14 protein-coding genes and 2 rRNA genes (1 of these 16 cut by a window edge) are annotated in these 13,423 nt (G+C 40.0%); 15 read left to right on the forward strand and 1 reads right to left on the reverse strand.

Annotated features, from left to right (window positions below):
* From ISX45_RS15785 to rsmI, 14 genes are all read left to right on the forward strand, one after another.
* Window positions 1-645, forward strand: a 23S ribosomal RNA gene (locus tag ISX45_RS15785) (it extends 2,282 nt beyond the left edge of the window).
* A 127-nt stretch (window positions 646-772) separates the two neighbouring features.
* Window positions 773-889 (forward strand): 5S ribosomal RNA (gene rrf / locus ISX45_RS15790).
* A gap of 349 nt (window positions 890-1,238) precedes the next feature.
* On the forward strand, window positions 1,239-1,967 hold the full coding sequence (locus ISX45_RS15795) for an amino acid ABC transporter ATP-binding protein (RefSeq protein WP_181557356.1): 729 nt from the start codon (window positions 1,239-1,241) through the stop codon (window positions 1,965-1,967).
* Window positions 1,968-1,988: 21 nt separating this feature from the next.
* Window positions 1,989-2,792, forward strand: a complete 804-nt coding sequence (locus ISX45_RS15800; protein WP_194519392.1) for a glutamate ABC transporter substrate-binding protein — start codon at window positions 1,989-1,991, stop codon at window positions 2,790-2,792.
* A 58-nt stretch (window positions 2,793-2,850) separates the two neighbouring features.
* On the forward strand, window positions 2,851-3,504 hold the full coding sequence (locus ISX45_RS15805) for an amino acid ABC transporter permease (RefSeq protein WP_194519393.1): 654 nt from the start codon (window positions 2,851-2,853) through the stop codon (window positions 3,502-3,504).
* A 13-nt stretch (window positions 3,505-3,517) separates the two neighbouring features.
* On the forward strand, window positions 3,518-4,195 hold the full coding sequence (locus ISX45_RS15810) for an amino acid ABC transporter permease (RefSeq protein ID WP_194519394.1): 678 nt from the start codon (window positions 3,518-3,520) through the stop codon (window positions 4,193-4,195).
* A 157-nt stretch (window positions 4,196-4,352) separates the two neighbouring features.
* A complete protein-coding gene (locus ISX45_RS19725; protein ID WP_373367419.1) occupies window positions 4,353-4,562 on the forward strand; it encodes a sigma factor G inhibitor Gin in 210 nt (69 codons plus the stop codon).
* 68 nt (window positions 4,563-4,630) lie between these two features.
* Entirely contained in the window at window positions 4,631-6,058 is a 1,428-nt protein-coding gene (locus ISX45_RS15820; protein ID WP_194519395.1) for an aminotransferase class I/II-fold pyridoxal phosphate-dependent enzyme, read from the forward strand.
* A gap of 28 nt (window positions 6,059-6,086) precedes the next feature.
* Window positions 6,087-6,719: a dTMP kinase gene (gene tmk, locus ISX45_RS15825; RefSeq protein WP_181557361.1), complete on the forward strand. Its 633-nt coding sequence runs from the start codon at window positions 6,087-6,089 to the stop codon at window positions 6,717-6,719.
* A gap of 83 nt (window positions 6,720-6,802) precedes the next feature.
* Window positions 6,803-7,807 carry a DNA polymerase III subunit delta' gene (holB, locus tag ISX45_RS15830; protein WP_194519396.1) on the forward strand — a complete coding sequence of 335 codons (1,005 nt, stop codon included), beginning with the start codon at window positions 6,803-6,805 and terminating at the stop codon, window positions 7,805-7,807.
* A complete protein-coding gene (locus ISX45_RS15835; RefSeq protein WP_181557363.1) occupies window positions 7,800-8,627 on the forward strand; it encodes a PSP1 domain-containing protein in 828 nt (275 codons plus the stop codon). The genes holB and ISX45_RS15835 overlap by 8 nt, the downstream gene beginning before the upstream one ends.
* 14 nt (window positions 8,628-8,641) lie before the next feature.
* On the forward strand, window positions 8,642-9,004 hold the full coding sequence (yabA, locus tag ISX45_RS15840) for a DNA replication initiation control protein YabA (RefSeq protein WP_181557364.1): 363 nt from the start codon (window positions 8,642-8,644) through the stop codon (window positions 9,002-9,004).
* A 69-nt stretch (window positions 9,005-9,073) separates the two neighbouring features.
* The gene (locus ISX45_RS15845) at window positions 9,074-9,820 is read left to right on the forward strand and encodes a tRNA1(Val) (adenine(37)-N6)-methyltransferase (protein WP_181557365.1); all 747 of its coding nucleotides are present in this window, start codon (window positions 9,074-9,076) and stop codon (window positions 9,818-9,820) included.
* A gap of 17 nt (window positions 9,821-9,837) precedes the next feature.
* The gene (gene rsmI, locus ISX45_RS15850; RefSeq protein ID WP_194519397.1) at window positions 9,838-10,707 is read left to right on the forward strand and encodes a 16S rRNA (cytidine(1402)-2'-O)-methyltransferase; all 870 of its coding nucleotides are present in this window, start codon (window positions 9,838-9,840) and stop codon (window positions 10,705-10,707) included.
* 37 nt (window positions 10,708-10,744) lie between these two features.
* On the opposite strand, the gene ISX45_RS15855 is transcribed toward rsmI, so the two are convergent.
* Window positions 10,745-11,029 carry a transition state genes transcriptional regulator AbrB gene (locus ISX45_RS15855; protein WP_181557367.1) on the reverse strand — a complete coding sequence of 95 codons (285 nt, stop codon included), beginning with the start codon at window positions 11,027-11,029 and terminating at the stop codon, window positions 10,745-10,747.
* A 417-nt stretch (window positions 11,030-11,446) separates the two neighbouring features.
* Here ISX45_RS15855 and metG point away from each other — a divergent pair, with 417 nt between their 5' ends.
* Window positions 11,447-13,384 (forward strand): methionine--tRNA ligase, encoded by a 1,938-nt coding sequence (metG, locus tag ISX45_RS15860; RefSeq protein WP_181557368.1) that lies wholly within the window; start codon window positions 11,447-11,449, stop codon window positions 13,382-13,384.
* Window positions 13,385-13,423 lie beyond the last annotated feature (39 nt).

Consider the following 13,423-nt stretch of genomic DNA (forward strand, 5'->3'; position numbering starts at 1 on the left):
GTCGCCTCCCAAAGAGTAACGGAGGCGCCCAAAGGTTCCCTCAGAATGGTTGGAAATCATTCGTAGAGTGCAAAGGCAGAAGGGAGCTTGACTGCGAGACCTACAAGTCGAGCAGGGACGAAAGTCGGGCTTAGTGATCCGGTGGTTCCGCATGGAAGGGCCATCGCTCAACGGATAAAAGCTACCCCGGGGATAACAGGCTTATCTCCCCCAAGAGTCCACATCGACGGGGAGGTTTGGCACCTCGATGTCGGCTCATCGCATCCTGGGGCTGTAGTCGGTCCCAAGGGTTGGGCTGTTCGCCCATTAAAGCGGTACGCGAGCTGGGTTCAGAACGTCGTGAGACAGTTCGGTCCCTATCCGTCGCGGGCGTAGGAAATTTGAGAGGAGCTGTCCTTAGTACGAGAGGACCGGGATGGACGCACCGCTGGTGTACCAGTTGTCCCGCCAGGGGCACCGCTGGGTAGCTATGTGCGGAAGGGATAAGCGCTGAAAGCATCTAAGCGTGAAGCCCCCCTCAAGATGAGATTTCCCATCGCGTCAAGCGAGTAAGATCCCTCGAAGATGACGAGGTTGATAGGTCCGAGGTGGAAGCGTGGCGACACGTGGAGCTGACGGATACTAATCGATCGAGGACTTAACCAAGAAAAAGGTGAAGCCGAGCGTTCGCTTCTTTGCATGGATATCGGTTATCTAGTTTTGAGAGAACAAAAAAGTTCTTGACAGAACCGATAGGTTCGTTATAATCATATTTGTCCAATTCGATATCTTGCCTAGTGACAATGGCGGAGAGGTCACACCCGTTCCCATCCCGAACACGGAAGTTAAGCTCTCCAGCGCCGATGGTAGTTGGGGCCAGCGCCCCTGCGAGAGTAGGTCGTCGCTAGGCAATAGTGAGAGGTAAAAGGACCGATTAAGTGATTCACTTAATCGGTCCTTTTTTCTTTAGGCAAACAAACTACTAGCAGTCTAGTCTTGTCATTTTGTGTTTAAATTTGCTCTCTACGTTCTATTCCATCTCATCGTTTTTTATCTCATGTTCAACTCAATCTGCTATTTTCCTATTTTTTTATGATTATAAATAAATTTGAAAATTTGTAAAAGATATTAACAACTTGTTTGACATTCCTACTTCAAACCAGATATTTTTTAAAAAAAACTTGCAAAAATAGGACTTCTCCTGCGACAAGTGAAATAAACATGAAATGAAGGACAATCATTTGAGAAGGAGGGAAGATATGATCGTATTTCGGAACGTCAATAAATACTACGGTACTTTTCATGTGTTGAAAGATATTAACCTTGAAGTGAATAAGGGAGAAGTCGTGGTTATTATCGGTCCTTCTGGTTCAGGGAAGAGTACAATGTTACGGTGTATTAATCGTCTTGAAGCCATTACAAGTGGCGAATTGCTTGTTAATGGTGTAAAAGTCCATGATAAACATACGAATGTTAATGAATTGCGAAGAAATATCGGTATGGTCTTTCAACACTTTAATCTGTATCCTCATAAAACCGTTTTGCAAAATATTACGCTAGCTCCGATTAAAGTTCTTGGACAGTCGAAAGAAGAGGCGGAAAAAACAGCAATCTACTATTTAGAAAAGGTAGGAATTCCTGATAAAGCTCATGCGTACCCTTCACAACTATCGGGCGGACAGCAACAAAGAGTGGCTATTGCAAGAGGATTGGCAATGAAACCGAGCATTATGTTATTTGATGAACCTACTTCAGCTCTTGATCCTGAAATGATCGGTGAAGTGTTAGATGTCATGAAATCTCTAGCGAGAGAAGGAATGACGATGGTCGTAGTGACACATGAAATGGGATTTGCTCGCGAAGTGGCAAATCGAATCGTTTTCATGGATGAAGGGAGAATTATTGAAGAAGGAGAGCCGACGCAGTTTTTTGCTAATCCGAAGGAAGAAAGAACGAGAGAATTTTTAGGAAAAGTGTTAAATCATTAACCAAAGTAAGGGGGATGTCAAGTGAAAAAACTTATCAAATGGGTATGCATTAGTTTTCTTTTTTGTTTAGCCGTTGCCTTTGTAGGCGGGTGTAGTAAGTCGACAGATGAAAATACCAATGTGAATGCATTAGAAAAAATAAAAAAACGCGGAAAATTAATTGTCGGTGTAAAAAATGATACGTACTTATTCGGCTATAAAGATCCGAAAACAGGGAAAGTAGAAGGATTTGATATCGATATTGCGAAGGCGTTAGCCAAAGATATTCTTGGAGATGAGAATAAAGTAGAGTTTAAAGAAGTAACGTCTAAAACTCGCATTCCAATGCTGAAAAACGGGGAAATTGACGCGATTATTGCTACGATGACGATTACCGAAGAACGGAAGAAAGAAGTAGATTTCTCGGATGTATACTTTGATGCTGGACAATCATTGCTGGTGAAAAAAGGAAGTACGATTAAAAGCGTAAAGGACTTAAAAAAGGGAACAAAAGTGTTGGCGGTCAAAGGGGCCACGTCTGTAGATAATATCAAAAAAGTGGCTCCGGAAGTGGAAGTGTTAGAATTTGAAAACTACGCTGAAGCATTCACCGCTTTGAAGTCTGGAAAAGGCGATGCACTTACGACGGATAATGCGATTTTGTACGGGATGGCCGCACAAGATCAAAATTATGAAGTAGTTGGAGGGACATTTACGGAGGAGCCATATGGAATTGCTGTAAAAAAAGGAGAAAAAGAATTTGTTCAGCGCATTAATGAATTTTTGAAAAAATTAAAGGATAGCGGAGAATATGACAAGATTAAAAATAAATGGATTAAAGAATAGATGAGCGTTAGGGATGGGCGAATAGCCCATCCTTATATGTAAAGTAAGGGGGAAGTATATGCTTGATTTTTCCATTTTGACCGATTATTTTGACCTTTATTTACAGGGATTGTTGAATACGATCAAGATTAGTTTAATAGGGCTTGGGGGAAGCTTTGTTTTAGGAACCATCATTGCTGTGATGAGAATTGCTCCTGTACGAATAGTCAACTGGATCGGAGCTTGTTATGTTGAATTTATTCGGAATATTCCGCTTATATTAATTGCTTTCTTTTTTTATAACGGTTTAAGTGCTTTTCATATTAATTTAAGCGGATTCACTGCCGGAACGATTGGGTTGTCCATTTATACAGCTGCGTTTATAGCGGAAGCAATAAGGGCCGGCATTCAATCAGTCGACAGAGGGCAAATGGAGGCGGCTCGTTCGTCAGGGCTTACGTATATCCAAGCAATGAAATATGTCATTTTGCCGCAAGCGATTAAAATTGTCATTCCGCCCGTTGGTAACCAGTTTTTAAACCTTGTGAAGAACTCGTCCATTTTAGGTGTTTTTGCAGGCTTTGACCTTATGTATTTTGGTGATATGATTCATGAAAAAACGTATGTCACCTTTGATACATACATCTTCGTTGGAGCCTTTTATTTACTTTTAACGATACCATTAAGCTCTTTTGTTAGATATCTTGAACGGAGATTAGCAAGAGGTTACTGAAAGGGGGATTTGCATGGATTTTTCCGGCGCTTATTCTGCAGATCATCTCATTTATTTAGGAAAAGGTTTTATCGTGACGCTAGAAGTTGCCTTTATATCTATCATATTCAGTTTTATTATCGGAAGCCTTGTTGGTACATTGCGGTATGCCGACATTCCCGTACTATCAAAAATAATGGCTGTCGGTGTGGAAACGATTCGTAATTTACCACTTTTACTCATTATTTTTTTCACCTATTTTGCCTTGCCAGAAGTAGGGATCCAATTAAGCATATCGCTCGCTGCCATCGCTGCATTGACGGTGTTTGAGTCAGCGATGATTTCGGAAATTGTTCGGAGCGGCTTATCTTCCATTCCAAAGGGACAAATTGAGGCAGCAAGAGCCTCAGGATTGACTTATATACAGACCCTATGGCATATTATTTTGCCGCAAGGTTTGAAAAGAATGATTCCCCCGCTAGTGAGCCAGTTCATTTCTTTGTTAAAAGATACATCGTTAGCAATTGTTATTTCTCTTCCGGAATTGTTGCATAATGCGAAAGTCATTTACAACGGAAATGTCAATTACGTAACGCCGATTTTGTTGCTGACGGCTCTAATGTATTTCGTGGTGAACTACATGTTGTCTTTACTTTCCCTTGCACTTGAACGTCGACTTGACAGAGATGGTAAAATAAAAATAGCCTCATAGTCTATAAAAAGCAAGCATAGCTCTTGCTTTTATTTTTTTGACCAAAATGAATATAAAATCATTGCGTGATTTATTGATTTTCTACAACAAATTAGCGAAAAACACATATCTTGTAAGTATAGAAACTTATAAAAAAGGGAAGGATGAAGGGTGGGAGGTGGAGAAGGTGTCGTCGACAGCCAATCATTCTGTGGGGGAAATATGCATTGTTTGCGAACAGCGAAAAGAAAAAGGGATTCGCATTTATACACAGTTTCTTTGCTTAGACTGTGAAAAAGAAATCATTCAAACAGAAACAGATGATCCGAAATATCGTTTTTATCTACAACAATTAAAAAAAATCACAAATCGAGAAATATATTCATAGGTCCTATTAATGGGGCCTGTTTTATTTTAATATATTTATTGAAGAAGAAAAAAGGAATGTGATCAAACGTGAGTGATAATCAGCAAAAAACACCTTTATATACCGCTTTAAAGCGACATACTGCAGCAAATCCTTTATCTTTTCATGTTCCTGGCCATAAGTATGGAGCCGTATTTCCAAAAGCGGCACGGGGGGACTTTGAGCGTTTATTACAAATTGATGTGACCGAGTTGAGAGGACTAGATGATTTGCACCACCCGGAATCCGTCATTGCCGAAGCACAGAGGTTGACGGCTGAATTTTATGGGGTGGATGAAACATTTTTTTTAGTCAACGGCTCAACGGTTGGTAATTTGGCGATGATTTTTGCGACATGTGAAGAAGAGAAAAAGGTGATTGTTCAGCGGAATTGTCATAAATCCATCATTCATGCTCTTCAGTTAGTGGGGGCGACTCCTATTTTTCTTCCACCGGAATTTGATCAAGATGTTTGTGTTGCTTCTTACGTTGCATATGAAACGGTAAAAGAGGTCATTGAACTTCATCAAGATGCGAAAGCGTTAATTTTGACGAACCCCAACTATTACGGTATGGCGATCGATATGACCGAAATCGTAAACATAGCCCATTCTTATGAAATTCCTGTGCTCGTTGATGAGGCGCACGGGGCCCATTTTATACTAGGCAGCCCGTTTCCGAAAACGGCTATCGCGTGCGGGGCAGATGTCGTCGTTCAATCGGCTCATAAAACGTTGCCGGCGATGACGATGGGTTCGTATTTACATGTCAATAGTTCATTCGTTGATAAAGAAAAACTGAAATATTTTTTACAAGTATTTCAGTCGAGCAGCCCTTCTTATCCCATTATGGCGTCGCTGGATGTAGCAAGAAGTTATTTAGCTAGTCTATCGCAGGACGATATTAATGAAATTGTCCAGCAAATTCGTTTGTTTAAAGAGTTGTTGAAGGAAATAGAAGGGGTAACCGTCGCAGAATCAACGGATCCATTGGTTACGACCGACTTATTGAAAATTACAGTGCAAACAAGAAGTTCCTTATCCGGTTATGAGCTGCAAGGACGATTAGAGAACGAAGGAATCTTTACCGAATTGGCGGATCCGTTGAATGTTTTATTTGTGTATCCGCTTGGATTGCTAGAGAATGTGCATGAGGTTGTAAGGAAAATAAAAAATGCATTCCAAGGTTTACGTCATCATGAACGAGAGTTTCGTCCATTTTCATTTCCAACGACTTCTTCTATCTCCTATAAGCATTTACGAAATGTAGCTAAAAAAGTGATCGATTTAGAAAAAGCGGAAGGGTTTGTGGCAGCAGAAACAATCATTCCGTATCCCCCAGGTGTTCCTTTACTGCTTATGGGAGAAGTCATTCATAAGGAACATATCGAGCGTCTTATTGAATTGCAACAACATCGTTCCCATTTTCAAGGTGGAAAATTTTTATCTTCGTATCAAATTGAGGTATTTGAACGATAAAAGTTTTGTATGAGAAAGGATGACAACGATGCCAGGACATTTTTTTTCATTTGAAGGACCAGAAGGAGCAGGAAAAACAACAGTTATAACAAAGCTGACAGCATTTTTAAAAGAAAAAGGGTTCGATGTTGTCTCGACAAGGGAACCAGGGGGGATTGAGATCGCTGAGGAAATTCGCGCGATCATTTTAAATCCGCTACATACGAAAATGGATGGGCGCACTGAGGCACTGCTTTATGCGGCCGCAAGAAGACAGCATCTTGTGGAGAAGATTATTCCGGCTCTAGAAAGCGGAAAAATCGTGTTATGTGACCGCTTTATTGATAGCTCCCTAGCTTATCAAGGATTTGCGAGAGGATTAGGGGTCGATGAAGTATTAAGCATTAATCAATTTGCGATTGACAAGTATTTTCCTTCGCTTACGGTGTATTTTGATTTAGACCCTCAGATTGGTTTAGAACGAATTGAGAAAAATCAATCGAGAGAGATCAATCGTCTTGATATGGAAAGTTTGTCGTTTCACAATAAAGTACGACAAGGATATTTGCAGTTGGCGGAACGATTTTCCGACCGGATTGTTACAATTGATGCTTCGAAGTCGATAGACGAAGTGTTTGACATGACAGTAACGATCGTGATGGAAAAAATTTCAAGAAGATAAAAGCGGTTCTTTCATGAAACAGAACATGATGAAATCATCAAGACATGTTAGAATAACAATAAAAAGATAAGAGAGTGATGAACGTGGCTGTTGTATGGGAACAGCTTGAACAATATCAGCCTACAGTTATGAAAATGCTCGCCAAAAGCATTGAAAAAGGACGGGTGGCTCACGCATATTTGTTTGAAGGGCAACGGGGAACGGGAAAAAAAGAAGTAAGCCTCTTATTTGCGAAAAGTTTATTTTGTCTGAATCGAAAAGGATACCAACCTTGTCATGAATGTAGAAATTGTCGAAGAATCGATTCCGGAAACCATCCAGATGTTCATGTTATTGAGCCGGATGGGCAGTCGATTAAAAAAGGGCAAATCGAAGCACTGCAAGAGGAATTTTCAAAAACGGGTGTCGAATCCAATCAAAAGCTCTACATTGTTGAGCACGCTGATAAAATGACGACCAATGCAGCCAATAGTTTATTGAAGTTTTTGGAGGAGCCGCACCCGGGAACGACTGCTATTTTATTGACGGAACAATATCACCGCATGTTATCAACGATTATTTCTCGATGTCAAGTGTTATCGTTTCAACCATTACCACCGACAGTCCTCGCTACGTATTTACAAGAACAACAAATTCCACCTCACCTCGCCTTTCTTGCCGCCCATGTCACGAACAATCGGGAGGAAGCGCTCGAACTAAGTCGAGATGATTGGTTTGCGCAAGCGCGAAAAATAGTGTTACAATTATATGAAGCGCTCAACAAGAGCGATTTACGAGCTCTTTTTATCATACAACAACAGTGGATTCCGCACTTTCAAGAGAAACAGCAAGCGGATTTAGGATTGGATTTATTATTGTATATATATAAGGATATGATGTATATCCAATTAGGCGAGCCAGAAAAAGTGATTTACCGTGACCGGATGAACGATTTACAGCAATGGGCAATGGCCTGTTCACAAAAAAGGATCATTGAAAATATGTCGATCATTTTGCAGGCGAAAGCGCGTTTAAATACAAATATGAATGTGCATTTGTTAATGGAGCAACTTATCCTCAATTTAAAGGAGGGAAGGGCATTTGTATAATGTAGTCGGTGTTCGTTTTAAAAAAGCCGGGAAAATTTATTATTTTGATCCAGGGGAATTAACGATTCCAAACGGAGAATTTGTCATCGTGGAAACCGTTCGCGGTATTGAGTTTGGCAAGGTTGTTATTAGTAACAAACAAGTGGGCGAGAACGATATTGTGCTACCTTTAAAGAAAGTGATTCGCATTGCTGATGCGAAAGATAAGCTTGTTGTCGAAGAAAATAAAAAAGCGGCACAAGAGGCGTATCACATTTGTTTGAAAAAAGTAGAAGAGCACGGTCTTGAGATGAAACTTGTGGACGTGGAATATACATTTGATCGCAATAAAGTCATTTTTTATTTTACAGCCGACGGACGAGTCGATTTTCGCGAGCTTGTCAAGGATTTGGCTGCGATTTTCCGTACGCGTATTGAATTGCGGCAAATCGGAGTGCGGGATGAAGCGAAAATGCTTGGGGGAATCGGGCCATGCGGAAGAATGCTTTGTTGCTCTACTTTTTTAGGAGATTTTGACCCTGTGTCCATCAAAATGGCCAAAGACCAAAATTTATCATTGAATCCGACGAAAATTTCCGGTCTTTGTGGCCGGTTAATGTGTTGCTTAAAGTATGAAAATGATGAATACGAAACAGCGAAGGAACAACTTCCTGATTTAGGAGAGTACATTGAAACTCCTCACGGTCTTGGAAAGGTGATCGGGTTAAATATTTTAGAAAGAGTGCTACAAGTGGAGTTACCGGAGCATGAGCGAGTGGTAGAATATACAATCGATGAATTAATCAAAGAAGGAGCCTTATCGATTCAAGCCACAGATTAATGAGGTGGATTTACGTGGATAAGAAAGAGATATTTCAATCGGTAACAAGTATGGAAGAACAAATTAGCCATTTGTACCGTCAACTTGTTGAACTGAAAGAACATCTTGCTCAACTGCTTGAGGAGAACCAACGTTTACACATGGAAAATGAACATTTGCGCCAGCGACTTGAGCAAATAACTGAGGAAACAATGGTGATAGAAAGAAAAGGAAAATCCAACAAACATAAGCAGGAAAGAAAGTTAATTGATATCGGCGAAGGATATGATAACTTAGCGCGGCTCTATCAGGAAGGGTTTCATATTTGCAACGTTCATTATGGAAGTGTTCGAGAAGGAGATTGTCTGTTTTGCTTATCTTTTTTAAATAAAAAATAAGGAAGCGATAAAGCCTTTCCAAATAAGGAGAGGCTCTTTTCTTGAAGATGGTGAAAGAGGGTATGGCAAGTGATTGAGCTATATGATGATGAAAGACTGGATTATCTTTTAAATGAAGACATGAGGATTATTCAAAGCCCGTCTGTTTTTGCGTTTTCTTTAGACGCTGTGTTGTTGGCGAAATTTGCGTATATGCCGATTCAAAAAGGGCAAATTGTTGATTTATGTACGGGCAATGGTGTCATTCCTCTATTATTAAGTAAAAGAACGAAAGGGAAAATTATTGGTGTTGAAATTCAAGAACGCCTTTATGACATGGCGAGGCGAAGCGTCCAATATAATCAATTAGAAGAGCAAATTGAAATTATTCATGGGGATATTAAGGATATGCCGCGTCAACTAGGGTATAGCAAGTATGATGTAGTGACGTGCAATCCTCCATATTTTCCGACCATTAGTGCTGATGAGATGAATAAAAATCGGCACTTTGCGATTGCCCGTCACGAAATTTACTGCACATTAGAGGATGTCATTAAAGTAAGCAGCCAATTGTTGAAACAAGGAGGAAAAGCGGCATTTGTTCATCGGCCAGGGCGCTTGTTAGATATTGTGACGTTAATGAGACAATATCGGTTAGAGCCGAAACGATTGCGCTTTGTTTATCCGAAAATGGCGAAAGAGGCGAATACGATTTTAATTGAAGGTATCAAAGATGGAAGTCCTGATTTAAAAATTTTACCGCCTCTTATTGTATATAATGATCATAATGAGTACACAGATGAAGTGAAGCAAATCTTGTATGGAACTTCATCGTAAAGGAGTAAAGAAGAGATATGCTTTGGCAACAAAAAAGTTTTGTAAAGGATGAAGGCGGGATTTTGTATATTGTCCCTACACCGATTGGCAACCTTGAGGATATGACGTTTCGAGCGTTGCGTGTGTTAAAAGAAGTAGATGTCATTGCCGCAGAAGACACAAGACAAACGAAAAAATTGCTGAACCACTTTGACATTTCCACACCCGTGATTAGCTATCACGAGCACAATAAATACACCAGCGGTAAAAAGATTGTCGAATGGTTGCGGGAAGGAAAAACGGTTGCTTTAGTAAGTGACGCCGGAACACCGGGGATTTCTGATCCTGGGTATGATCTTGTTTTAGCGGCCATCGAAGAAAAATGCACCGTCGTTCCGTTGCCGGGAGCGAATGCTGCCGTAACAGCGTTGGTCGCGTCAGGATTACCGACGAATCATTTTTATTTTTTCGGGTTTCTTGAACGGGGAAAAAAAGAAAAGAAAAAGCAGCTAGAAGCATTAAAGAATATTCAGGATACGATCATTTTTTATGAAGCCCCGCATCGATTAGAGGAAACCGTAACCATGATGTATGACGTGTTTGGTGAACGTACCATTGTGTTATGCCGCGAGCTGACGAAGCGATTTGAAGAGTTTATTCGCGGCACGATGAGCGAAGTCGTTGATTGGGTCAAAAGCAACGATATTCGTGGCGAATTTTGTATTATTGTTGAAGGAGCAAAAGAAACAGGAGTCGTGAAGGATGAATGGTGGCAGTCGCTTTCTATTATCGAACATGTCGATTACTATATTCACGAGAAGAAGTTCAGTTCGAAAGAAGCGGTCAAACAGGTGGCAAAAGATCGTAATATGCCGAAACGGGAAGTATATCAAGAGTATCATCAATAAAAAAGTTTCTCTAGAAAAAATCTAGAGAAACTTTTTTTTATTTTGTCATTTGTAAATGTTCTTGGATTTCTTTAAGAAGAATTTCAGCACCTTCGCGGCTTAAAATGATTTTGCCACCAGCAAGCTTGAAGTTGTCATCAGAAACTTCGCCAGTAACAACACATGTCATGTTTGGTTTATATTTTTTCAAGACGATGCGTTCATCGTCAACGTAGATTTCTAACGCATCCTTTTCAGCAATATCTAATGTACGACGCAATTCAATCGGAATTACGACACGGCCTAATTCATCCACTTTACGCACAATACCTGTAGATTTCATTGAATGCTCTCCTCTCTATTAAATAGTTTTCTATTTTGTTAGGATTTTATTCGTCAATATTCGACAAATTTCCTACAGCATAATCATATCAATGTTTCCATTATGAGTCAATCCTTTTATATGTAAAATTAAAAAAAAATGTATATTATTTTTCTACAAAATGCAGGTCTTTGTAAGAATAGAGATAAAAAAGAAAAAATGTTTATTTCTATAATAGTAATTCGACAATTTTCTGCTTTATATGACCTTTCCAGAAGATTGTATTGACAGAAATGAAAATTTTTATGTATATTTTGCTGAGATAGGAGAAATAGATGTTTTTGTAGAATGTAAAAAATCGTGTAAAATATAAAGTAGTTGATCGCTCTCGTCCTTTGGGCGAGGGCTTTTCTTCTAACAGGTAAGGAGGTATTAAGGATGGAGAAGAAAACGTTTTATCTTACCACCCCAATCTATTATCCGAATGGAAAGTTACATATTGGCCATGCGTATACAACCGTAGCGGGTGACGCAATGGCTCGCTACAAGCGTCTTCGCGGTTATGATGTCATGTATTTAACAGGTACGGACGAACACGGACAAAAAATTCAACGGAAGGCCGAGGAAAAAGGAGTTACTCCTCAGGAGTATGTTGATGAAATTGTAGCAGGGATTCAAGAGTTATGGAAAAAGCTTGATATTTCCTATAACGATTTTATTCGCACGACGGAAACACGTCATAAGGAAGTTGTTGAGAAAATTTTTGCTCGTCTTGTTGAGCAAGGAGATATTTATTTGGACGAGTATGAAGGATGGTATTGTACGCCATGTGAATCGTTTTATACAGAACGGCAGCTTGTCGAAGGCAATTGTCCAGATTGCGGGGGGCCAGTAGAAAAAGTAAAAGAAGAATCGTATTTCTTTAAAATGAGCAAATATGTTGATCGCTTGCTTCAATATTATGAAGAAAATCCAGAGTTCATCCAACCGGAGTCGCGAAAAAATGAGATGATTAATAACTTTATTAAGCCGGGGCTTGAGGACTTGGCTGTTTCACGTACAACGTTTGATTGGGGCATTAAAGTTCCAGGAGATCCAAAACATGTGATTTATGTATGGATTGATGCGTTAACTAACTATATTACGGCATTAGGCTACGGAACAGAGAACGATGAGAAGTTTTTAAAATATTGGCCAGCAGATGTACATTTGGTTGGAAAAGAAATCGTGCGTTTCCATACTATTTATTGGCCGATTATATTGATGGCGCTAGATTTGCCGCTCCCGAAAAAAGTGTTTGCGCACGGTTGGCTTTTGATGAAAGATGGAAAAATGTCTAAGTCAAAAGGAAATGTTGTAGATCCTGTCACTTTAATCGATCGATATGGATTAGATGCGTTGCGCTATTATTTACTTCGCGAAGTGCCATTTGGCTCAGACGGAGTATTCACGCCAGAAGGATTTGTCGAACGCATTAATTATGACTTAGCGAATGATTTAGGTAACTTATTAAACCGTACCGTTGCGATGATTGAAAAATATTTTGATGGCGTTGTTCCGCCGTATCGTGGCGCAAAGACGGAATTCGACAATGCTCTTGTCGAAATGTCGAAAGAAACGGTGAAACAGTATGAAGAAGCTATGGAGAAAATGGAATTTTCTATCGCTTTGACAGTTGTATGGCAGTTAATTAGTCGCACGAACAAATATATCGATGAAACGCAACCTTGGGTGCTAGCAAAAGATGAGGCGAACAAGGAAAAATTAGCTTCTGTTATGGCTCATTTAGCTGAGTCGCTTCGTCATATTGCGATTTTGCTACAGCCGTTTTTAACTCGTACGCCGGAGAAAATTTTTGCCCAACTCGGTATTACTGAAGAAGAATTAAAACAATGGGACAGTTTATATCAGTTCGGTCTCCTAAAAGAAGGCACAAAGGTAGCGAAAGGGGAACCGCTCTTCCCTCGTTTAGAAATAGAAGAGGAAGTAGCGTATATTAAGGCTCAAATGAAAGGTGATCAATCAACTAAAGAAAAGCCAAAAGAAACCGCACCAGAGATTACCATTGATGATTTTCTGAAAGTCGATTTACGAGTGGCCCAAGTGTTACACGCAGAACAGGTGAAAAACTCCGATAAACTTCTGAAACTACAACTCGATCTTGGCTATGAGAAACGACAAGTTGTTTCAGGAATTGCTCAATTTTATCAACCAGAGGAGCTTATTGGGAAAAAAGTGATTTGTGTGACGAATTTAAAACCAGTCAAATTGCGTGGGGAACTATCTCAGGGCATGATTTTAGCTGGAGAAGAAAATGGGGTACTTTCTTTAGCTACGGTTGATGAAACCCTTCCAAATGGAGCAAAAATAAAATAATCATTTGTTCAAAGAGGTGGAGCGTTGGAATTGGACGCA

The sequence above is a fragment of the Thermaerobacillus caldiproteolyticus genome (genome assembly GCF_015326725.1).
GTDB classification, from domain to species: Bacteria; Bacillota; Bacilli; order Bacillales; family Anoxybacillaceae; genus Thermaerobacillus; species Thermaerobacillus caldiproteolyticus.

Excerpts from the sequence above, each read along its gene's own strand:
- ISX45_RS15805 (WP_194519393.1), top strand. The coding sequence starts at position 2,851 with ATGCTTGATTTTTCCATTTTGACCGATTATTTTGACCTTTATTTACAG.
- tmk (WP_181557361.1), top strand. The coding sequence starts at position 6,087 with ATGCCAGGACATTTTTTTTCATTTGAAGGACCAGAAGGAGCAGGAAAA.
- ISX45_RS15810 (WP_194519394.1), top strand. The coding sequence starts at position 3,518 with ATGGATTTTTCCGGCGCTTATTCTGCAGATCATCTCATTTATTTAGGA.
- rsmI (WP_194519397.1), top strand. The coding sequence starts at position 9,838 with ATGCTTTGGCAACAAAAAAGTTTTGTAAAGGATGAAGGCGGGATTTTG.
- ISX45_RS15855 (WP_181557367.1), bottom strand. The coding sequence starts at position 11,029 with ATGAAATCTACAGGTATTGTGCGTAAAGTGGATGAATTAGGCCGTGTC.
- metG (WP_181557368.1), top strand. The coding sequence starts at position 11,447 with ATGGAGAAGAAAACGTTTTATCTTACCACCCCAATCTATTATCCGAAT.
- ISX45_RS15795 (WP_181557356.1), top strand. The coding sequence starts at position 1,239 with ATGATCGTATTTCGGAACGTCAATAAATACTACGGTACTTTTCATGTG.